Annotated in this window: 21 protein-coding genes; 8 read left to right on the top strand and 13 right to left on the bottom strand. The window is 63.9% G+C overall.

The annotated features are described in order from the left end of the window. Positions 1-9 precede the first annotated feature (9 nt). Positions 10-513 carry a type VI secretion system contractile sheath small subunit gene (tssB, locus tag RAC97_RS22370; protein WP_375101832.1) on the bottom strand — a complete coding sequence of 168 codons (504 nt, stop codon included), beginning with the start codon at positions 511-513 and terminating at the stop codon, positions 10-12. 269 nt (positions 514-782) lie between these two features. Between tssB and vasI the strand changes: the two genes are divergently transcribed. Genes vasI through tssM form a run of 3 tightly spaced genes read left to right on the top strand, consistent with a single transcriptional unit; the run spans position 783 to position 6,558 of the window. After that, positions 783-1,490, top strand: coding sequence for a type VI secretion system-associated protein VasI (vasI, locus tag RAC97_RS22365; protein WP_375101831.1), 708 nt, complete (start codon positions 783-785; stop codon positions 1,488-1,490). Further along, the gene (tssA, locus tag RAC97_RS22360) at positions 1,478-2,932 is read left to right on the top strand and encodes a type VI secretion system protein TssA (protein WP_375101830.1); all 1,455 of its coding nucleotides are present in this window, start codon (positions 1,478-1,480) and stop codon (positions 2,930-2,932) included. The genes vasI and tssA overlap by 13 nt, the downstream gene beginning before the upstream one ends. An 8-nt stretch (positions 2,933-2,940) precedes the next feature. Further along, complete coding sequence (gene tssM, locus RAC97_RS22355) at positions 2,941-6,558, top strand: type VI secretion system membrane subunit TssM (protein WP_375101829.1); 3,618 nt, start codon at positions 2,941-2,943, stop codon at positions 6,556-6,558. A 49-nt stretch (positions 6,559-6,607) separates the two neighbouring features. On the opposite strand, the gene RAC97_RS22350 is transcribed toward tssM, so the two are convergent. Continuing rightward, entirely contained in the window at positions 6,608-7,762 is a 1,155-nt protein-coding gene (locus RAC97_RS22350) for a gamma-butyrobetaine dioxygenase (protein ID WP_375101828.1), read from the bottom strand. Positions 7,763-7,860: 98 nt separating this feature from the next. Here RAC97_RS22350 and RAC97_RS22345 point away from each other — a divergent pair, with 98 nt between their 5' ends. Beyond that, positions 7,861-8,766: a LysR substrate-binding domain-containing protein gene (locus RAC97_RS22345; protein WP_375101827.1), complete on the top strand. Its 906-nt coding sequence runs from the start codon at positions 7,861-7,863 to the stop codon at positions 8,764-8,766. A 63-nt stretch (positions 8,767-8,829) separates the two neighbouring features. On the opposite strand, the gene RAC97_RS22340 is transcribed toward RAC97_RS22345, so the two are convergent. Genes RAC97_RS22340 through RAC97_RS22330 form a run of 3 tightly spaced genes read right to left on the bottom strand, consistent with a single transcriptional unit; the run spans position 8,830 to position 10,116 of the window. Beyond that, positions 8,830-9,111: a Rho-binding antiterminator gene (locus tag RAC97_RS22340; RefSeq protein ID WP_375101826.1), complete on the bottom strand. Its 282-nt coding sequence runs from the start codon at positions 9,109-9,111 to the stop codon at positions 8,830-8,832. Continuing rightward, the gene (locus RAC97_RS22335) at positions 9,104-9,376 is read right to left on the bottom strand and encodes a DUF2024 family protein (RefSeq protein ID WP_375101825.1); all 273 of its coding nucleotides are present in this window, start codon (positions 9,374-9,376) and stop codon (positions 9,104-9,106) included. Before RAC97_RS22335 ends, RAC97_RS22340 begins: the two co-directional genes overlap by 8 nt. Then, positions 9,376-10,116, bottom strand: coding sequence for a hypothetical protein (locus tag RAC97_RS22330; protein ID WP_375101824.1), 741 nt, complete (start codon positions 10,114-10,116; stop codon positions 9,376-9,378). The genes RAC97_RS22335 and RAC97_RS22330 overlap by 1 nt, the downstream gene beginning before the upstream one ends. Before the next feature lie 111 nt (positions 10,117-10,227). On the opposite strand from RAC97_RS22330, the gene RAC97_RS22325 reads away from it, so the two are divergent. Next, complete coding sequence (locus RAC97_RS22325; protein WP_375101823.1) at positions 10,228-10,794, top strand: MarR family winged helix-turn-helix transcriptional regulator; 567 nt, start codon at positions 10,228-10,230, stop codon at positions 10,792-10,794. Between the two features lie 175 nt (positions 10,795-10,969). Here RAC97_RS22325 and RAC97_RS22320 read toward each other — a convergent pair whose 3' ends face one another. Beyond that, the gene (locus RAC97_RS22320) at positions 10,970-11,800 is read right to left on the bottom strand and encodes a helix-turn-helix domain-containing protein (RefSeq protein WP_375101822.1); all 831 of its coding nucleotides are present in this window, start codon (positions 11,798-11,800) and stop codon (positions 10,970-10,972) included. Positions 11,801-11,919: 119 nt separating this feature from the next. Between RAC97_RS22320 and RAC97_RS22315 the strand changes: the two genes are divergently transcribed. Then, positions 11,920-12,630, top strand: a complete 711-nt coding sequence (locus tag RAC97_RS22315; protein WP_375101821.1) for a cysteine hydrolase family protein — start codon at positions 11,920-11,922, stop codon at positions 12,628-12,630. Positions 12,631-12,754: 124 nt separating this feature from the next. Here RAC97_RS22315 and RAC97_RS22310 read toward each other — a convergent pair whose 3' ends face one another. Further along, a complete protein-coding gene (locus RAC97_RS22310) occupies positions 12,755-13,657 on the bottom strand; it encodes a LysR substrate-binding domain-containing protein (RefSeq protein WP_375101820.1) in 903 nt (300 codons plus the stop codon). A gap of 62 nt (positions 13,658-13,719) precedes the next feature. Between RAC97_RS22310 and RAC97_RS22305 the strand changes: the two genes are divergently transcribed. Next, the gene (locus RAC97_RS22305) at positions 13,720-14,493 is read left to right on the top strand and encodes an SDR family oxidoreductase (protein ID WP_375101819.1); all 774 of its coding nucleotides are present in this window, start codon (positions 13,720-13,722) and stop codon (positions 14,491-14,493) included. A gap of 45 nt (positions 14,494-14,538) precedes the next feature. Here RAC97_RS22305 and RAC97_RS22300 read toward each other — a convergent pair whose 3' ends face one another. The 3 genes from RAC97_RS22300 to RAC97_RS22290 all read right to left on the bottom strand — a co-directional run bounded on the left by RAC97_RS22300 (position 14,539) and on the right by RAC97_RS22290 (position 18,056). Continuing rightward, a complete protein-coding gene (locus tag RAC97_RS22300; protein WP_375101818.1) occupies positions 14,539-16,188 on the bottom strand; it encodes an alkaline phosphatase D family protein in 1,650 nt (549 codons plus the stop codon). Positions 16,189-16,252: 64 nt separating this feature from the next. Next, positions 16,253-17,422, bottom strand: a complete 1,170-nt coding sequence (locus tag RAC97_RS22295) for an MFS transporter (protein ID WP_375101817.1) — start codon at positions 17,420-17,422, stop codon at positions 16,253-16,255. 13 nt (positions 17,423-17,435) lie between these two features. Further along, positions 17,436-18,056, bottom strand: coding sequence for an isochorismatase family cysteine hydrolase (locus RAC97_RS22290; protein ID WP_375101816.1), 621 nt, complete (start codon positions 18,054-18,056; stop codon positions 17,436-17,438). Between the two features lie 150 nt (positions 18,057-18,206). On the opposite strand from RAC97_RS22290, the gene RAC97_RS22285 reads away from it, so the two are divergent. Next, entirely contained in the window at positions 18,207-18,710 is a 504-nt protein-coding gene (locus RAC97_RS22285; protein ID WP_375101815.1) for a winged helix-turn-helix transcriptional regulator, read from the top strand. A gap of 93 nt (positions 18,711-18,803) precedes the next feature. On the opposite strand, the gene RAC97_RS22280 is transcribed toward RAC97_RS22285, so the two are convergent. From RAC97_RS22280 to RAC97_RS22270, 3 genes are all read right to left on the bottom strand, one after another. After that, on the bottom strand, positions 18,804-19,511 hold the full coding sequence (locus RAC97_RS22280; RefSeq protein WP_375101814.1) for an anti-sigma factor domain-containing protein: 708 nt from the start codon (positions 19,509-19,511) through the stop codon (positions 18,804-18,806). Continuing rightward, complete coding sequence (locus RAC97_RS22275) at positions 19,508-20,026, bottom strand: sigma-70 family RNA polymerase sigma factor (protein WP_375101842.1); 519 nt, start codon at positions 20,024-20,026, stop codon at positions 19,508-19,510. The genes RAC97_RS22280 and RAC97_RS22275 overlap by 4 nt, the downstream gene beginning before the upstream one ends. 102 nt (positions 20,027-20,128) lie before the next feature. Next, positions 20,129-20,653, bottom strand: coding sequence for a DUF3455 domain-containing protein (locus tag RAC97_RS22270; protein ID WP_375101813.1), 525 nt, complete (start codon positions 20,651-20,653; stop codon positions 20,129-20,131). Positions 20,654-20,767: the final 114 nt, after the last annotated feature.

Genomic DNA, 20,767 nt, shown 5'->3' with positions numbered 1-20,767 from the left:
TCCGTTGTCCTAGTCTGCTTTGGGGGCGTCGAGCAGCAGGTCCAGCTCTTCGGCGAGCTGCTTGCGGGACGGGGCATCGGTGAGCAACTGCTGCAGCTGCTTGCGAAACGCCGGGGCGTTGCCCAGCGGGCCTTTCAGCGCGACCAGGGCCTCGCGTAGCTCCAGCAGCTTGCGCAGCTCGGGCACTTGCCGAGCTATCTGGTCCGGGCCGAAGTCATTGATCGAGGCGAACCTTAGGTTCACCCCCAGCTCTGCATCCGCTGCGTTGCCAAGTACGGAGGGCACCGACATGTCCAGGGTGACCTCGGCGTCCTTCAGCACATTGTCGAAGCTGTGCTTGTCGATACGCATGACCTGGCGGTCCTCCAGGGCGCGGCTTTCCTGCAGGCCGAAATCGCCCATCACCAGCATCTTGTGGGGCAGCTCTACCTCGGCCTGTTCTTTGCCCGTGGCAGGTACGTACTTGATATTGATGCGCTCTTTGGGTGCTACAGAGCCTGTATTCCTTGACATCCATTACTCCTCGCTGCAGCGGGTTTTCGAGATATTGGTAGTCTCGAGGTTTTAAGTTTGTAGGAAGTTTCTCTAAAAGTGCGTAGTGAAATAAACGTGGTGTTGTTTTCGTGAGCTCGTCTCTTTTTAAAGTGCGTGTTGAAGAGCTTTTTGGTCGAGCCTGAAAGTGTAAGTGAATATTTATTTGTATAGCGTTATTTGTGTGTACTACTCTCTCGCTGGCTTTCGCGGTGGTCCTTTCATTCAACGTAGCTCCCCTGCATTCGTTCATGCAGTTGCACGCACGTTCAAGGGCGCCTGTACAAATGGAAAAGGGTGGACTTTCGGTGATTACCCGTTACGCCTATGGCACTGGATTGTCGTTGTTGTTGTATCTGGGGCAGGTGTTGGCCAGCCCCCTTCGGGATTGCCCGCGAATCGTGTCGAACCTCGAGCGTCTGGCCTGTTTCGACCAGGCTGCCGGGACACCTGCTCACGCCCCAAGGGCAACCTGGTCTGCAGCCGAACAGGGGGCTCCAAGCTTATTGAGCGTGATGGCCAGCGAGGGCCTTCGCTCTCCTGACGACCTGGCCTTCCGCATCAGCGAGCAGGGCAGCGCCGATGGGGGACTGAGGCGTCTGGTGATTTCCGCCCCCGCGATAGCCGCGCCAGAGCCGCGCCCATACCTCGCCATCAGTTGCATCGAAAATATCTCAAGGTTGCAGTTGTTCACCGGCCAGCCCATCGAAGCAGGACGGGTGGCCATACAGCTGCGCACAGAGCACAGGGCAACGAGGTCGGTGCCGTGGCAGGTGATGGAGAACGGCCAGGTGCTCGATGCTGGCCGAGGCCTGCCTGCCATCGAGAAGATCAAGGTACTGATGGGTGCTCATCGCATCCATGTGGGGAGTGATGACCCCACGCTCGACGGGCTGACCTTCGATGCCCAGGGCCTCGACCCATTGATTGACCAGGCGCGTTCGGCATGTCGCTGGTAACGCCGGTCTCGGCGGAGGAAATCGCTCGGTTGTTGGCCCCTATCGATCCGCAAAGCCCGGCGGGCTTGTTCGATATCGAGGATGAAACCTATCAGGCCGTTGACCAGGAGATGGTCAAGCTCGGGGGTCTTCAAGAGTCGTCTATCGACTGGCTCTACATCGAGGAAGCGTCGCGCCACTACCTGACCCGACAATGCAAGCAGTTGCGAATCGTCGGGCACCTGAGTGTCGCCTGGTTGCGTGGCGGCAGTTGGGAAAACTGGGGGTTCACGCTGGCACTGCTGGCTGGAATGGTGGAGCGCTACTGGGAGACGGCATATCCCACGCCTGGCGCCAAGGGTTATCCCGGCAAGCGCAAGCTGATCGAGCGGGTGCTAAAGCGCCTGCTCGACACCTTGCCCAGGCTCGACCGGTTCAGCTACACCGCCGACCGTGACGCTGTCGCCCAGCAGGCGCTGTCATGCCTGCAGCAGCAGGTGGCATTGGCGAAACTGGACGCAGCACTGGTGGCGGAGCTGGAGCACCTGTTGCTGAAGCAGTCGAAGGAGGCCATGGGCGCGGTACAGGCGCAGGCAAGCGCGACCGCTTCGCCCAAGGTGGTTGCCGCACCCTTGGCCGAGGCCTTTACGCCAAGCGTGTCGGGTGTGTCGCTGGGCAACGAGCGCGAGACCCGGCGTGCCGTGCTGGGCATGGCCGAGTTCCTCAACCAGCAAGACCTCTATGATCCGACCGGCTACCAACTACGGCGTTTTGGCATGTGGGCGCACATTACATCGGCGCCTGCAGCGGGGCAGGCGCACCGTACCGAGTTGATGGCAGTTCCTGCAGATATCGCGACTGGATACGAAGAGGCGATTGCCAGCAGGGCCATTGACCCGGTCTTGCTGCAGCGGGTGGAAAAAAGCGTAACAGCCTCACCCTATTGGATTCGCGGCAGTTTCCTGGCAGCGAACATGGCCACGCATTTGGCGATGGGGGAAGTCGCCGAAGGGATTCGTGCGGCAACCTCGCGTTTCGTGCGGCGCCTACCGGCTTTGCAGCAGCTGTGTTTCAGCGATGGCACGGCCTTCGTCGATGAGCAGTGCCTGGCCTGGCTGAGGGGACACGACGGCCAGCCCACCGAAGCGGCGCAAGCCCAGGAGTTCAGTAGCCTGCACGACGCTCTGGCGAACCAGTTGGACGCTGAGGGTATCGAGCCGGTGCTACTGACGTTGCAGGGCTTGTACGCGGAATGTCGCTCACCCCGTGAGCGTTGCCATACCACGTTGATCGCAGCGGACCTGCTTGCCACTCGAGGCGTTTCCTGGCTTGCCCGGGACCTCTGCAGCAGTGTTGCCCAGACCATGCGGCATACAGCGGCGGATGCCTGGGAACCCGAGACATTTCAGAGGCTTGGGCAGCACGGAGCTGCCGCGATACAGATCGAACCTGACAAGGACTAGGAGCCCTGATGAGTCAATTCCTGAAACTATTGAGGCGCTTGGGCGTTTCGCGGGCCATGCACCCAGGAGTGGCCCTGCCGCTGCTACTTGGGCTGGCAGCGGTGTTGGTGCTCGTTGCCATCTGGTGGCTTGGCCCGCAATGGGCCTGGCGTGGTCAGCAACCTTTGGCCAGCGTGGCACACCGGGGTATTGTCAGCCTGCTGCTGGTGCTGGTGCCGCTGCTTTGCTGGTTGCTGGTATTACGTATGCGCCTTCACCGGCTTCAGGCTGAGCGTCGACAGCGCGCCGAGATCGAAAGGGACCCATGCCGGTCGCTCATACAAGCCCAAGAGACCGCGCTGAATCGTGGTCTGGCAGATTATCTCGACAATGCTGGCGGGCGCCGGGCGCTCTATGGCGCGCCCTGGTACCTGGTGCTGGGGGCGCAGAGCGCTGGCAAGAGCACTTTCATCAGTCGTTCGAACCAGCGGTTTTCCCTGACCCGTACCGCCAGCAATCAGATGCGCTCTGGCCAGGTCGTTGAAGGTGCTTATCCGGTGAGATGGTGGGTCGGTGACGATGCCGTCATCATCGATCCGCCTGGTGCCTTTATCGAACAGGACGTTTCGAGCAGCGATACCGTGGAGCGAGCGGGCAATCGGGCATTCGAAGTGCCCAGTGGCGCACCGGCCAGGCTATGGCTGCACTTGCTTGGATGGCTGGCCCGCAATCGTAGCCGCAGAGCACTCAATGGAGTGCTGCTGGTTGTCGATCTACCTGCTCTGGCGCACGCTGCGCCCGACCAGCGTATGGCGCTCGCCCATGTCCTGAGAACCCGGTTGCATGAAGTGAGCAGCCAGTTGGGCGCCCGTCTGCCGTTGTACGTGATACTGAGCAAGTTCGATCTGCTCGACGGTTTCGACCAGTGCTTTGCGCGTCTTACTGTCGCTGAGCGGGAGCGGGTACTGGGCTTTACCTTCAAGCTGGATCCCGTCGCTACCTTCGATGCCTGGTTGGACGAATGCGCCGAGCACTATGACCGCTTGACCGGGGCGCTGTACGAGCAGGTGCTGGAGCGCCTGAGTCAAGCAAGCCTGCCCCGAGAGCGCGAGCGCCTGGTCACCTTGCACGCTCAACTGACAGGGTTGCGGCCGGCACTGATGTCTTTTCTACGCGAAACCCTTGCAAGCGACCGGTTGACCACGCCCGCCCTGGTGCGAGGGGTGTACTGGTCCTCGGTGCTGCAGCACGGTCAGATCAGTAATGCGTTCATTCGCGAGGCGGCGCAGCCTTATGAAACCCAACCGCCCTTGCGAGAAAGCAAGCCGCAAGGCAAGAACCTGGTCTATTTCGCACAACAGGTTTTCCAGCGGGTCATCTATCGAGAGGCGGGCCTGGCCGCAGACAACATCAAGGTAGCGCGGCATAAGCGCCAGCTATTGTGGGCCAGTTCGGCAGCAGGCGTGCTGATGCTCGCGGTCGCGGTGACTGCCTGGCACCGCTATTTCGATATCAATCAAGCCAAGGCCGCGAGTGTGCTGACCAAGAGCCGGGAGTACCGGCATCAAGAAGTGGACCAGCGCCTGGACCCCACCGGGCGAAACCTGCTGGGGCCGTTGGAGCAGATTCGTGACGCCGTTTCCGTCTATGGTGACTACCGTAGCGCGTGGCCGCTGCTGGCCGACTTTGGTCTTTATCAGGGACGTGCCATTGGACCGATGGTCGACCAGGCATACCTGAGCCTGCTGTCCCGACGCTTCCTCCCCGCCCTGGCCAGTGGCGTGGTCGACGCAATGAACGCTGCACCCGCCGGCAGTGAGCAGCAGATGGCCGCGCTGCGGGTCTTGCGCATGCTCGAAGATCGCACAAACCGCCGGCCTGAGCTGGTCGAGGCATGGATGGCCGAGCGGTGGCAGGTCGCCTACCCCGGACAGGGGCAACTGCAACGCGACCTGATGCGGCATCTCAAATATGCCTTGGCTTATGCGGACACCGACCTGCCTCAGTACCGCCAGCAAGTCGAGGATGTCCAGGCGCTGTTGCGCAAGGTACCCATGGCGCAGCGCGTGTACGCGAGCATCAAGCAGCGGGCTGACGAGCAACTGCATGCGGGGTTGAATATCCGCAACCAAGTGGGCCCTGCATTCGATGTGGTCTACCGGTCGGTCCACGACGATGACGGCACCTGGTTGGCTCCGTTGCTCACGGCCAAGGGCTTCAAGGAGCACTTCGAACCCCGTAGCCAGCACTTCGCCGACATGGCCATGATCGATCAGTGGGCGTTGGGGGAGCGGGAGCACCTGGATTACTCGGATGCCGACCGCGAAGCGCTGGCGCAGAGCATTCGCACGTTGTACGGCGCTGACTACATCAACAGCTGGCGGCGTGCCCTGAACGCCTTCGCCATTGCCGACTTCAATGACTTGAACCATGGCGTCTCGATCCTTGAGCAACTGACCGGCCCCGCGGCTCCGTTGCATCGGTTGTTGGAGACCGTGCGGGAGAACACCTTCATGCTCCCTGTGGTGCCGGCAGGACGAGGGTTGGACGCAAGTGCGCTTGTTGAGGTGCAAGTCGATACGCCGGACCAGCAACAGGCGCTGGGTATTCGTCGTGCGTTCCTGGGGCTGGGCAGCATGCTCGAGGCAGAGGGCGACAAGCCCAGTTACTACGATGAAACCCTCGGCGCAATCGTCGCCGTGCATGACTATGCCAAGGCTGTGCAGGACAGCTCCGACCCTGGCAGAGCTGCCTTGCAAGCAGTGCTCCAGCGTTTCTCGATGACCGGCCCCGACCCGATAGGCACCCTGCAACGTGTCGCCAGCGGCCTCCCCGAGCCCGTTCGCCAGCAGGTCAGGAAGCTGGCCGAGCAAACCGCTCTGGTGCTCAATATCAAAGCGCTCAGGGAGTTGGAGCGCCGCTGGGATGTCGAGGTGTACAGCTTCTTTCAGCAACGCCTGGCAGGGCGTTATCCCTTCGTTGCCCAAGCACCCGATGCCTCTCTGGAAGATTTTGAAGCTTTCTTCGGCCCAAAAGGTCGGCTCCAGCAATTTCAGGCCCAGTACCTGAAGGTTTTCCTCGGCGACAACCTGGACGCGCTGCGCAGCGATGCACAGGGCGGGTCGTTGATTCGCCCGGAAGTCATCGAACAACTGGCTGGCGCAGACCGTATCCGCGAAACCTTCTTCGATCAGCGTGGCAACCTCAATGTGCAGTTCAGTATCGAGCCGCTGGGGCTAAGCGCCAACCAGCGCACCAGCTTGCTGGACCTGGATGGCCAACTGATTTCCTACACCCATGGCCCTCGCCAGATCACAGGTATCGTCTGGCCGAACACCCTGGGCCAGCAGGTACGCAGCAATCTGACCTTACTCCGGCTCAACGGCAACAGCAGCAGCCTGGAGTACCGTGGCCCGTGGTCAATGTACCGCTTGTTCAGCCGAGGCTCGCTAAACGGTCGTACCGCCACCAGTGTCGACCTGAGCTTCAAGACCGGAGATGGGGTGATGCGCTATCGCCTGAACTCGGAGAAAGCCTTCAACCCGATTACCCAGCAACCGTTCAAGGGGTTCAGGTTGCCACGCGCCTTGTTGCGATCCGATACGCCTCGATTGCAGGCCGCCATGCCGCTCAAGACGCCGATTTAAAGAGGTCTGGGAAAGAGGCCTGCCGACCTCTTTCGTTGCCGTTAAAGCGCTACCTCTGCAACACCAGTACCCGCGACAACAATTCATCTCGGTCCACATAACAGCCTTGGAAATGCCGCGCCCCGCTGGCCGGATCGAACGCTTCGCGGGCATGCAGCACCCGGCGATTGTCGAAGCACCACAACTGTCCGGCCTGCAACCGTTGGGTCACGCGAAAGCGTGGCTCACGGGTCATCTGCATGAAGCGTCGATAGGCCAGGTAATAGTCGGGCATCACGTCGGCGGGCAACTGCAACGGCGCGCGTAGGAAGTTCGCCAGGCGAATCTCCTGTACCTCGTCCTGGCAGTCCAGGGCGATCACAGGCGCGGTGCAGCGGTAGTCGCTGTGGCGGTCCTTGTTGCGAAACTCCACCGGGGTCTGGCACAGCATCCGGTAGGCGTGTGGGGCTTCGACGCGCAGCGTCTCGGCGATGGCAAATCCGTCGACGAAGGTGTTTTCGCCACCTGCGGCGTCGTTCACCAGGCAATGCAGGAACTGCAACCCTGGTTGCAGCTCGCGGGTCGGCAGGTCGGTGTGCAGCGGCAGGTTGAAAGCGGTGTAGGCGTTGCTGTCGGCGTCGGCCTTGGAACGTACATCGAACAGCACGCCGAAGTTGCTTTCGCGTACGAAAGAAATGCGCTTGGCCAGGCCCAGCAGGGTACCCGGCTCGGTGGGCACGCCCTGCAACTGGGTCAGGCCGATGTCTCGCACGGCCAGCAGCCATTGCAGGAGCGCCGAGTCGTCGTGCATCACAGCGTGGTAGTCGAACACCGGCAGTGCCAGGGCGGCCAGCCAGCGCTGCTTGCGCGGCTTGGCCGCGTCGCGTTCGGCCAGGCTCTGCGGGTCATAGGCGTGGGCACGCAGCCAGCCGGGGTCGAAAGTGCTGGCATGACCGTCGTCCCAGTGCAGCGACAGGCGCCCGTCCGCGGCGATGGCTACGGCCTGGAGCTGGATGTCTTCCGGCACGTCCGCGACTTGGAACACTTGCTCGCGAGTAACGCTGTACACGCATTCGCTGCAAGGGCAGTTGTCGCGCAGCCAGAGGTTGTGGAAGGGGCTGACACGGCCGTCGGCCCAGGTCACCGTGATACCGCCGGGGGCGATTTGGGCGCTGTTAAGGGGGCTGATGAGCGGGAAGTTGCGGTAGTCCGCGATCGCGTTCATTGCATGGGGCCTCTGCTGTTGTTGACGATGTGCTCATGCTGCGCAGGAGGGGCTTGTGCTACAAATGATCTTTTGGCTCACATGGTTGACTACAGGTAATGAATAAGCTGGGTCGCTCACTTCCGCCATTGGCGGCGTTGCTGCCCTTCGAGGCGACTGCCAGGCTGGGCAGTGTCTCGCGGGCGGCGCAGGAGCTGCATATCACGCAGGCCGCAGTGAGCCGGCAGATTCGTGCGCTGGAGGCGGACCTTGGGGTGGTGCTGTTCGAGCGACGTAACCGGGGTGTTCACCTGACCGAGTCCGGGCGCAGTCTGGCCTATACCCTGGGTAATGCGTTGAGCGAACTGGCCAACGAGGCGGACCGTTTGCGCGGCGTTGCCGGGGTGAATCAGGTGGTGTTGCTGTGCCAGATGTGCGAAAGCTTCCATTGGCTGATGCCGAGGTTGTCGAGCTTTCACCAGCAACACCCGGAGATCGAGCTCAAGGTCACCACGCTCATGCGCCCGCTGGCTGAGTTCGACGGCTATTTCGACGTGGCCATGCAAAGCAGCAACCGCGACCGAGGCGCGCACCCATTATTGTTCAGTGCATCGGATGAAGTTTTTCCGGTGTGTAGCCCTGCCTACCTGACGCGCCAACCGGGAGGCGTGCTGACACTCGACGCATTGGCCCGTTGCACGCTGCTGCATCACCAGACCGTACCGCAGTACGCGCTGGAGTGGGACACCTGGCTGGCCGCACATGGCCTGCCGATGCCGCAAGGGGCCAGGGCGCTGAGCTTCGACAGCTACTCGCTGATGCTGCAGGCTGCCGTTGCCGGGCATGGCCTGGCCATGGGGTGGCGGCGCACGGCCGAAGGGATGCTGGCGAGGGGCGAGCTGGTAGCACCGTTCGCGCAAACGGTGCCGCTGGATGATGCGCTGTCGGTGTGCATGCGCCATGGGCAGGCGAGGCGGCGCGAGACCCAGGCGCTGGCGGACTGGCTGAAGGTGCAGTTGGCGTAAGGGGGGGGCTGGGGCTGCGGCTTTGATAGCGAGCATTCGCTATCAAAGCGTCGCAGCACTGCCTCAGAGCGCGCAGACCCTACCGGCCAGTTCCAGGCGCGTGAAGCTTGCCCCAGGGGTCAGCGCGGTGACTGCCAGCAGCTGGTCCAGGCGCACTTCACGGCGCTGGCCATGCAGGTCGAATACCAGGAATTCCTCCTTGCTCGGCGCCGTGCGGGTGGTCAGCGCCGTGGCGCTGAAACCCGGGCCGTCGAGCAGTTCGACCTGCAACCGATAGCCGCGCATGCAAGCGATCTCCAGATGGTCATGCAGGTCGCAATCCAGTGGCTGGTAGCGTTTATTCATGACCTGACTCCTGGCAGCCTTGCAGCGGGATGATGAAGTACCCTTGGCGAGCGATGGCTGCGTCCACTTCGGGGTTGCCGGGTTCGCTGTGACAGAACAGGCACTGGCTCTGCTGTACATCGGCCTGCTGCACACCGCGCTCAGCCATCCACTCGCGGGCATGGCGGGCGGCGCGCTCGCGGTCGGTCCCCTCGATCAGCACGTCGAAATGCAGGTAGCGACCGTCGCGGGTGCGCACGTGGGTATCGAAGACACTGACGCTCATCATTGTTTCTCCTTCCAGGTAGCGGGCAGCGAAAGGTCGCCCGAGGCCACGTCCCATACGCTGGTTACACAAAGTAGCGGGTTGTGCAGGTCGGCATTGACTTGCAGCGCCGCGGTCACGCCGTCGTAGTTGAAGCTTTTCGGGAAGCCGACCGCCGATAGCGGCACGCGGATCTGCGCAGCGTCGTTCTTGACACTCAGGTCGTAGCCGGGCGAGTCGATGTAGATCGGAGCGCCAGGCCAGGTGGCCGGCAGCTTGGGCTTGGCGCCTTCGGGAATGTCCCGCACCTTCAGGCCCGCAGGGCCGCAGCTGGCGTCCTTGCTCAGCACCACCCAGTGCGAGTGCCACAGGCCGCCGTCATTGGCCTTGTTGCCGTCACCGTTTTCATCCAGCTGCGGGGTGTCGTCGAAGTCCGGGTGCGAGGTGAGGGCAAGCGCCAGGATGCCCGAGCCCGGTTCAAAGCCGACCGCGCCGCTGTCCAGGCTCGTGGGCCATACGTAGCTGTACACCTCGGCACCGGCAAAGCTGCCCTTGGCGCCGGGCACACGGCTGCCGGCCTTGCCATCGACCAATTGCTCAAACACCAGTTGGTCGCCGTCCTTGAAGACGCGGGTGTGTACCAGGTCGAAAGCGGCTTCGACCTTGGGGCTCTTGTCGCTGTGGATGCCACCAGGGCCGTGGGCCCAGGCGGAGCCGGTGAGCAGGGCAGCAAAGGTGAGGGCAAGCGGGGCGTATTTCATCAAGGGTCTCCTGTTGTTGGTATCGATTCGATACTTTCAGGTAGGCTACGCCCAAATGGACCTTTGTCAATATGGTTTTTGATCGATACTATGTTTCGACAGGAGCGATACATGACCGACATCCACCTCTTCGACTTGCTCGAACGGCTTTCCAGCCTCACCCGCATCTGGTTTCGCCAGCACCCACTGCTGGCCGACTTGCAGCCGATCCAACTCAGCGCGCTGATGTACCTGGCGCGCTGCAACCGCTATTCCAATACGCCCCTGGCCGTGACCGACTACCTGGGCCTGACCAAGGGCACGGTCTCGCAATCGCTCAAGGCCCTGGAAGCCAAGGGCCTGCTGGTCAAGACGCAGGATCCCCATGACCGGCGCAGCGTGCACCTGCAACTGACCGACAGCGCCCGGGCGCTGCTCGACGCGTTGCTGCCGCCGGGTTTCCTTGCCGAGGGCCTGGCGCGCATGGGGGGGCGCGGCGAGCAGTTGCAGGGCCTTCTCGGGGAGCTGCTGACCCAAGTGCAACGCAGCTGCGATGTGCCGGCTTTCGGCCTGTGCGCCACCTGCCGCTTCCACCAGACTGTCGACGGCCAGTCGTTCTGCGGCCTGACCCAGGAGCCCCTGGGCGCTGGCGACGCCAATTTGATCTGCCGCGAGCACCAGCCGCACGAGGCCACCTGAAAACGACCTCTTATCCCGTGCCGTCGCGGTTGGCTGAAGGGCATCCAGACGGATGATGCACAGGGTCTGTCATTGAACAGTTCAAGTGTCGGCATGTGGGCAACCGCACCAAGGCCGACCCGGCCTGTGGTGCCGCCGTGACCTTGACGCTGGGGCTCGGTTGAGCCGCTACGTTCTAACCAGGCTGCCGTTGACCCTTGAGCCACTCGGTCGGCGGCTGCCCCATCTCTTGCACGAAGGCGCGGGTCAGCGCTGCTTGCGAGCTGTAGCCCACCGAGTCGGCCACCACTTTCAGCGCGACGCCCTGGCGTATCAGGTCGCAGGCCAGCTTGATGCGAAAGGCCGCCAGGTAGGCGATCGGCGTCAGGCCCACCACCTTGTGAAACTGCGCGGCGAAGGTCGAGCGTGACAGGCAGGCGCGTTCGGCCAGGCTGGCCAGGGTCCAGTCCGCTTCCGGCTCGCTGTGCATGGCCTGCAAGGCCTTGCCCAGACGCGGATCGAGCACCGCGCACAGGCCGCCTCGGCTGATCGACCCTCGGGCGATGGCCTGGCGCACCAGCACGATGAAGACGTACTCGAACAACACATCCAGGCCCTTGCGGTAGCCAGCCTGCTGCCCCTGGAATTCCGCCAGCAGCGCCTCGATCACCGGCACCACCGCGCCCAGTTCGTGAAGCGGGAACACCAAGGTGTCGGTGACGCCCAGGGGCGACGCGCGGCCCATGCTGGTGCCGAAGGCGAAGGTGGCGCAGATGATCTCGGCGCGTTGGCCGTCCAGCGGTTGCAGGCGATAACGACAGGTGCTGGGGCACAGCAGCACGCTCGGGCCGTCCAGTTCCATGCGTGGGTGGCCGTCGCGCACCAGGGCAAGGCCGCCGTGGGCGACGATATGGATCAGCGCCGTGCCTTCGGGCTTTTGGATATCCAGGGTTTCGCGCACAACGCCGGCGTAGAACAGCTGGCCGCGCAGGTTGATCCGTTCGAAGAACTGCGAAAGTGCATCCATCGTGGAGTCCGGGCAAAAGATTCGGGACGCTGGGGCAAAAGCCGAACCCGGCGTGCAGGCAACATGGTGCTCACTTGGCAGCACGGCCAAGAGGTTATTTCAATCGGAGGACCGTCACAATGAGCAGCACCCCGAACCCGCTGTACCAGGACCCGGCCGAACCTGCGCTGCCGGGCACCGGTTTCACCCTTGACCCCAGCCGCGCGGCACTGGTGGTGATCGACCCGCAGATCGACTTCCTCAGCCCCAAGGGCGTCACCTGGCCGTACTTCGGCGAGTGCATCGAGGAACTGGGCACCGTCGACAACCTGGGTCGGCTGTTCGCAGCCGCCAAGCGCGCCGACCTCACCGTGGCCATTTCGCCGCACTACTACTACCCCTGCGACCACGAATGGCAGCACGGCGGACCGCTGGAAAAGATGATGCACGGAATCGACATGTTCGCTCGCAAAGGCCCGTTGACGCTGGAAGGTTTCGAGGGGTCGGGCGCCGACTTCATGCCGCAGTTCAAGCCGTTCATCCTCGATGGGCGCACGGTGATCTGCTCGCCGCACAAGGTCTATGGCCCGCAGACCAATGACCTGACCTTGCAACTGCGCAAGCATGGCGTTTCTCAGGTGATCCTCGCCGGCATGTCGGCCAACCTCTGCGTGGAATCGCACCTGCGTGACCTGATCGAGCAGGGCTTCGAGGTGGTGGTAGTGCGTGATGCCACCGCAGGTGCACGCCTGCCTGAAGGCGATGCCTACCTGGCCGCGCTGGTCAACTTCCGCTTCCTGGCCAATGCCCTGTGGAGCACGGACCAGGTGCTGGAGCAACTGGCGGGTTGAAACGAGTGGATAGTCCCGTAAATCGAGATAACGAATCCTTGTTTGTCCTGCTTATCGCGACGATGCATGGCGCTTACCCTGTGTTTACCCGAACTCAGGCAAGCGCCTCATGCACATTCCCTCGTCATTCCCGCTGCGCCGCCACCTCTCGGGCCAATGCCACAAAAGCCTTCATGCCCGCCGACAGGTTGCGTCTGCCCGGGTAGTACAGGCACAAGCCCGGCAGCGGCGGCGTCCAGTCCTCAAGCACGCGCAACAGGCGGCCGCTGGCCAGGTCTTCGCGCACGTCCTGCTCCATAAAGTAACCCAGGCCGACGCCGGCCAGCACCGCTGCGCGCGCAAGGCTGGCTTCGTCCAGGGTGATCGGCCCTTGTACCTCGATCTGCTGCGCCTGGTCGCCCTGGCTGAAGCGCCAGCGGTACAGCGCGCCATCGGGCAGGCGCACGCGGATGCAGCGGTGCTGTTGCAGGTCGACCGGAAGCCTCGGTGTGCCATGTGCCTGCAGGTACTGGCTGCTTGCGACCACCGCGTAGCGCTGCGCCTGGCCAAGGTACACGCGGATCATGTCGCTGGGCACCAGGTCTGCCACGCGCACGCCCAGGTCGAAACCATCGGCGACGATATCCACCAGGCGTCCTTCGGTCACCAGGTCCACCTGCATCTGCGGGTAGCGCCGCAGGAACTCCAGCACCAGCGGCGCCATGATCTCCCGCGCAGCGAACGCCGCGGCATTGATGCGCAGCGTACCGGTCGGCTGTTCGCGCTGCTCGCGCACCACTTCCAGCGCATCGCGTACCTCACCCAGCGCCGGGCCCACCTGCGCGACGAACAACCGCCCGGCATCGGTCAGCGACACGCTGCGCGTGGTGCGGTTGAACAGGCGCACGCCCAGGTTCGCTTCCAGCTTGCCGATGGCGTGGCTCAGCGCCGTGGTGGACATGCCCAGGTCGATGGCGGCCGCACGGAAGCTGCTGCGGCGGGCGATGGCCAGGACGGCGTCCAGGTCGTTGAGGCTGAGGCGTTCCATGGTGGCGGCTCGTCTGGGCAAAGCACCGATTCTATCCGTATTCACTCACCGAGGATTCAACGATGAACCTGCAACTGCACAACAAACGCGTATTGGTCACGGGCGGCAGCAAAGGCCTGGGCAGGGCCACGGTCCAACTGTTCCAGGCACTGGGCGCCGAGGTGCTGACCTGCGCCCGGCAACGCCCGGCGGATATGCCAGCGGCCCGTTTCGTCGAGGCTGACCTCACCACCCTGCAAGGCTGCGAGCAATTGGCTGCCGAGGTGGAGCGCCAGCTGGGCGGTTTGGACATCGTCGTGCATGTGCTGGGCGGCTCCAGCGCGCCGGGTGGCGGGGTACTGGTTCTGGACGAGGAGCAGTGGCGCCAGGAGCTCGACCTCAATCTGTTCCCGGCCGTGCGCCTGGACCGCCTGCTGCTGCCGGGCCTGCTGGCGCAGGGGCATGGGGTGATCGTGCATGTCTCGTCGATCCAGCGTGTGCTGCCGCTCCCGGAGTCGACCACGGCCTATGCAGCCGCGAAGGCAGCGTTGTCGACCTACAGCAAGAGCCTGTCCAAGGAAGTCTCGCCCAAGGGCGTGCGGGTGGTCAGCGTAGCCCCGGGCTGGATCGAGACCGAGGCCTCCGTGGCGCTGGCCGAACGACTGGCTTCGCAGGCCGGCACCGACTATGAAGGTGGCAAGCGCATCGTCATGCAGTCGCTGGGCGGTATTCCCCTGGGGCGACCGGCGCTGCCCAGTGAGGTAGCCAACCTGATCGCCTTCGTGGCTTCGCCGATGGCGGCGGCCATCACCGGGACCGAGTTCGTGGTCGATGGCGGGACGGTGCCGACGGTGTAGCGGGGCGAGTGCTTCAGCGCCTGGCACGGGCAAAGCCGGTGCCAGTCAGCGCAGGCGAATGCTCTTTACCACCGCCTCGCCTTGTTCACCACCCGGCCAGCAAAGCTCCACCGTCAGCGCGCCGCCCGCACCCACCTTGAACAGCGCGAAATTCTTGTCTTCCGAATGGCTGAACAAGTGCTCGAAATACACCTCGTCGTTGTTGTACAGCGTGCCGGAGCGGGCGATCACCGAGCTGGCCATCTTGCCCGCAGGTCGGCGCGAGATGGCGCTGGAAGTGACCTGGCAGATGCTGGCGTTGGGGTACTTGGCATTGCTCAGGCGAAAAGCTGCCGCGCAGTGCACGTCGCCGCTGATGAACACCAGGGTCTTGCCGCGCTTGTCGAGGGCCTTGAAGGCCTGTTCGAGCAAATGGTCGCGGTCGGCATGGTTGCTGGGGTGGTCCCATTCGTCCATGACGTCGTCCTTGGCCGACGGCACCATGGAGCCTGCGGTCATCACGAAGGACTTCCAGTGCACGAACGGCACCGGGCTGACCACGAACAGCAGCGGCGAGGCGCTTTTCCCGGCGGCCGTGAGCCAGGCTTCGAAGCGTGCCAACTGCCCGCTGCCGAGCAGGTAGTTCTTCTTCTGCGGGTTCTCCACGTCATGGTGGCCGCGCAGGTCGAGCACGTAGAAAGGCACCCCGCCTTGCTCGAAGCTGTAATCCCAGATGCAGTCGTCCGGCTTGGCCAGCAGTTCGCGGGTGACGCCAGTGTCGGGGTTGTGGCTGTGGGCGTATTCGAAGTACGCGGTACGCGCCGCCGACCACATGGCGTCCACCAGCTTCTGGTCGGTAGCCGGGTCGTCACGCTGGAAGAAACGGGTGATCAGGTCGATGCGCTGGGCGTTGGTGCGCGAGCCCCAGCCGTCCATGATCTCGTGGTCGTCCCAGATCATGTACTGCGGGTAGCGGGCGAAGGCGTCCTGCAGGTGCGGGAATTTCCAGTACACCCGGTAATACCAGCGGTACAGGTTGAGCAGGTAGGCGGCCAGCTTGGCCTCGTCGAGCTTGCCCTTGACCGAGCACTCGGCTAGCAGCGCTTCCTTGTTGTCCTTGAGCCATTTCCACACATCGGGGAAGTACTTGCTGTCCTGGCTGTCGACGTAGACCTGATCGCCGCCGCCTATGGCGAAGCGCGCCTGGGCGCTGTCCATGCGCTCGACGAACAGCGGCCAGGCGCCGTAGCTGCCGTTGGCGTTGTAGGGGTCGTGACAGCTGTAGAAACCGAAGTTGAATTCGGGCATGCGCTTGGCGGTGGTGCGGAACGACAGGGTCTTGTAGCAGCCGATTTCGGTACGCCGGAAGGTGTCGGTGCCGTCGCCTTCGTCGGTCATCAGGTAGTAGAAGTACTCGGTGTTGGCTTCGAGGCGGGTGAGGTCGAAGGTGTGGGTGAGGTCCTCCTCCCAGCTGAAGGTGTGGCTGGCGCTGGCGCAGTCGAAGGGTGCGATGAACTTGGCCAAGGGGTTTTTCGCGCCGCCGAGCTTGGCGAGGTCGCCGATGATCCGCTTCTTGGTCCAGACCAAGGTCCATGGGCCGGGGCGGTACACCCGTATCCATATACGTGCCGAGTTCGGCGTGACATGGCCGATGATGCTCGCGCTTTGCAGCTTGCTGACGTCGTAATCGTTGTTGCGTGGGTCGACCAAGGCCATGGGAAGTCCTTTGCCCGAAGGGGTGTGATGGGAGGGATGGCCGCTTGAATATAGGCGCAGGTTGTCAGACTTTCCTGATACCGAGCACAGACCAGGCATTGATCAACCCTGCGCCCACCGTGAATACCGCCCCCACCAGCGCCAGCCCGGCCCAGCCACCGTGGTGAGCGCCATAGCTGCCGATTGCCGCACCCGTGGCGCCGCCGAGAAAGTACGACCCCATGAACACCGTGTTCAACCGGCTGCGCGCCTCGGCGCGTAAAGCATAGATACGGGCCTGGTTGGCCAGCAGCCCGGCGCGGTTGCCAAGGTCGAGCAGCACCATGCCGGCGATCAGCGCAACCAGGCTGTGCCCGCCCGCGGCAACCAGGGCAAAGCCCACCAGCAGCGCCGCTACCCCAAGCATGAGCGTGCGTGGGGTGCCCAGGTGGTCGGCCAGAGCGCCGATACGTGGCGAGGCGAGAATGCCGAACGCCGCTGCCAGCCCCAGCAGGCCGATGCTGGCAGGGCTAAAGCCATAGGGCGGCGCCGTCAGCAACGCGGCCAGCGATGCCCACAAGGCACTGAATGCGGCGAACATCATGAAGCCGCAGGCAGCGCTGAAACGCAGCATCGGCTCTTCGCGCAGCAGCCGGGGCAGGGAGCGCAACAGTGTCAGGTAGCTGGCCTGCACTGGGTGCGCGACGCGCGGCAAGGCCATGGCCACCACCAGCAACAGCAGCGCATCGACCAGGGCCGCCAGGGCGAATACCGCGCGCCAGCCCATCTGGTCGCCCAGTACACCGCCGACCGTACGCGCCAGCAGCAACCCGGTCGACAGCCCGCCCAGCAGGCTGCCGACCACTTGGCCGCGGGCTGCTGGCGCGGTCACGCCAGCCAGGGTCGGGATGATGATCTGCGCGGTGATCGCCGTGACCCCCACGGCGAAGCTGGCAGCACACAGCAGCACGAACTGCGTGGCGCCAGCACTGGCCAGCAAGGCCAGGGCGTTGGCGGCGATGGCCGCGCAGGCAAGGGTGCGTGGCTGGCGGCAGTCGGCCAGCGGCACGATCAGCACCAGGCCCAACGCGTAGCCCAGCTGGGTCAGGGTCGCCACCAGGCTGGCCTGTGCGGGCGCCAGGCCAAACGAGGTGGCTATCTGGGCCAGCAACGGCTGGTGGAAGTAAAGGGTCGAGACGGCGAGCGCGCAGCTCATCGCCATCAGCGCGACCAGGCGGCGGGACGGTCCAGGCATGCCAGGGCTCCCGTCAGTGGCGCTGCAGCGCCAGTTGCAACTCGGCGGTGGTGAGGATCTGGTGGGCGAAGGTCGGTCCGTTCAGCGTGTGCGCGGCATGCATCATCTCATGGCTGAAGGCGGCAGTGGCGTCGCGTACCAAGGTGACGTGGTAGCCCAGTTCCATGGCGAAGCGTGCCGTGGACTCGATGCAGGTGTTGGCCAAAAGGCCAACCACGATCACATGGGTGATGGCTTGCTGCTTGAGCTGCAAGTCCAGGTCGGTGTTGGCGAAGCCGCTCTGGCCCCAATGTTCGTGGACGATGATGTCACCTTCCTGCGGGAGGAAGTCCGGGTGCCATTCACCGCCCCAGGTGCCCTTGGCGAAGGTGTGGCGCTGCTGGATGAGGCGCTGGGTGGGGTTGGGGTGTTGCCAGTTGTCGTAGTCGCCTGGCTGCCAGCGCCGGTGTGGCACGTAGAACACCTGCACGCCATTGTCACGGGCGCTGGCTACGGTGGCGCGCAGGTTGTCGAGCAGGCTCACCTGGTCGGCGACGTCCTTGAGCATTGGGAACAGCTTGCCGCCGTCCGAGAGAAAGTCATTGTAGGGGTCGACCAGCAGCAGGCCGGTACGGGGTAAGGGGTAGCTGAGCATGGGGGGACTCCGGTGATGTCGAGGTGGGGTCAATATTAACTATGAAAATCATAGTGTCAATTGGGGCGAGGGTTGTGGCGATTTTCGAAAGTGCGTGCGAACCTTGGTCGTGTTACTTTGAAAATCACAGTGACCCTGGAGCGAGACGCGGTGAAGCAAGCGCAACGAGACACACCTGCCACGCTGTGCCCGGTGGGGCGTTCGGTAGAAGTGATAGGCGACAAGTGGACCATCCTGGTACTGCGCGAGCTCTACATGGGCGCGACGCGCTTCGAGGAGATCCAGATCCAGACCCAGGCCACGCCGCAGATGCTCACCTCCCGACTAAAGGCGCTGGAGGCCGACGGCATGCTCGAGCGCCGGCCCTACAGCGAGAAACCCAAGCGTCATGGCTACCACCTGACCGCCAAGGGGCAAGCCTTCTACCCGGTGATCTACGCCCTGCGGGCCTGGGGCGAAACCTGGTGCAAGAGCGAGGAGGAAGGCGTGGCGGTGCGCTTCGTGCACCACACCTGCGGACACGATGTGGGCCTTGCCAGTGTCTGCCCGCACTGTGGCGTGGAAGTGTCGCGCGCCGACCTGCAAGCCCAGGTCAGCGAAGGTTTTGCCGACGAGCGTGCGGCGCGCTACGAGGCATTCAAGAGCAAGACCTAGGCCCGTTGCCAGGCGCAATGGTGCCGCCCGGCACTGCTGTCGTCGCATCCCGTCGATTCGCCGGTAGCGTCCTGGTTTCGAGCCGAACCGACCTCAGATAACTTTCACCGCCCTGCCAATGAACTGGATTGGCCCGGTAGGCTTGCCGGTCGGCGAGCCGGTCGGGGCTTCGAGGGTCAGCTCGAACAGCTGGTTCGGCGCCAGGGGAGGGAGCTTGTGCAGCGGCACCGATAGGGTTTCTCCCGGCTTGACCAGCCCCAGCGAAACCGGGCCTTGCCAACCTTCGCCCTTGGTCCAGAACTCCAGCGCCTTGTCGCTCGGCACCGGCGTGTCGCCGAGGGGAATCAGCTGGATCTCCCGTGGGTCGGACGCCTGCACCACCCAGCCAGGGGCTTGGCTGTTAGGCGCTACCAGCACCACCAGGTAGGTGGTTTGCGGCTTCGGGGCGATCAGCAAGGTTACCGCCAAGGCCAGTGCGGCGGCCACGCTGGCGGCGGTCAGCCCGCGCCACAAGGCCAGGCGGTCCCACCATGAGGTCGTCGGAACCGGGTCGCTATCGGCGACGCCAAGTGTGCGCTGGATACGCTGCCAAAGCTGCGGGGCAGGGGGCTGCGGTTCGGCCAACGCGGTCAGTTCGAACAGGCGCCGTTCCCAGGCATCCACCGCGCTACGCAGCTGCAGGTCGTGGCCCAGGCGCCGCTCGACTTCGGCCCGCTGCTGCGCCGACAAGGTGCCCAGTACATATTCTCCCGCCAACTGGTCGAGGCTGTCGGGCTGTTCATCATCGCGCTCGATGCTCATCCCATGCACTCCCGCAGCGCCGCCAGGCTGCGCTTGATCCAGGCTTTCACCGTGCCCAGCGGTGTGTTGAGTCGCTGGGCGATTTGCGCATGCGAGCAGCCGTCCACATAGGCATGCAGGATGCAATTGCGCCGCGCCGGCTCCAGCCGCTCCAGGCAGTGCTGGATGCGGCTGGAGGTCAGCTCGAAGTCCGGAGTACTGGCCGGTTCCTGTACATCGTCGACCGCAACGTCCCGGGCAGTATCGCGTACATGGTTCAGCGCCAGGTGGCGGGTGATGCTGTAGACCCAGCCGCGTGCCGAGCCGCGCGCCGGGTCGAAGCTGGCGGCGCGGGTCCACACGCGAATGAAGGTATCGTGCACGATGTCCTCGGCCAGGCCGCGGTCCCGCGCGATACGCAAGGCCACGCCAAGCAGCCGGGCGCTTTCCTGCTGGTACAGCTCGCGCAGGGCTTGCCGCTCGCGCCGGGCACAAGCGGCGAGGCACGCTTCGTAGTTGAAACCGGGTTCAGGCAAGGACAAAGTGGCTCGCTCGTCGAGGTGGGAACGGTGCCCCGGCGACCCGCGCCGAGGGTTGAGCAGAGCGTAGACCACTTTGCCTCACCATGAGCCCCCGCCTCAGTTGGCGGCCCAGAAGATGTAGTCGGCCTGGTACTTGACCACTTCCTGCTTGCCCTTGGTGGCCGTTGTGCACGGGCTGGCCGGGGCAACGCCGCCTTTGGTGGCCAGGCGCTGGATATAGGCGACGCCGTTCATGGCGCCCTGGCCTTCGGCTGGGTTGGCCTTGACCAGCTGGAAAGGAATGTCGCCAGTGCCGGCCGGTGCGACTGCCAGCTGGGCGCCGGTCACCTTGGAGCCGTCCTTGGCCTGCCAGGTGGCGGGCGGGCCGAAGTAGCTGCCAACCGCCTTGCCGCTGCGGTCGTTGAGCACCGCCTTGGGCCCGACGAAGGTCCACTCGGTCTGCCCGGCGGCATTGGGCTTGTCGCGGCATTCGTAGGTAATCTCGCCGACGCCGACGGTTTCCAGCATCACTTTGTGGCCTTCGGGGACCTTGACGGCATCGGGCACGCTGGCTGCGTGCGCGGCAAACGAAAGGCTGCTGGCGAGCAGGGCGGTGACCAGGGAGCGGGGCATGCGATTCATGGCGGTATCTCCTGATAGGGAATGGGCAGCCGCAGGGCTGCTACGGGTACTACCCGCCAGCGAGGGTTTTGGATGCAGTCGCTTGAAAAAAATTTTCCCAGGTTCGCGCAAGCC

The sequence above is a fragment of the Pseudomonas sp. LS_2 genome (genome assembly GCF_042709235.1).
Taxonomy (GTDB): domain Bacteria; phylum Pseudomonadota; class Gammaproteobacteria; order Pseudomonadales; family Pseudomonadaceae; genus Aquipseudomonas.
This window is presented reverse-complemented; position numbering and strand designations above follow the sequence as displayed.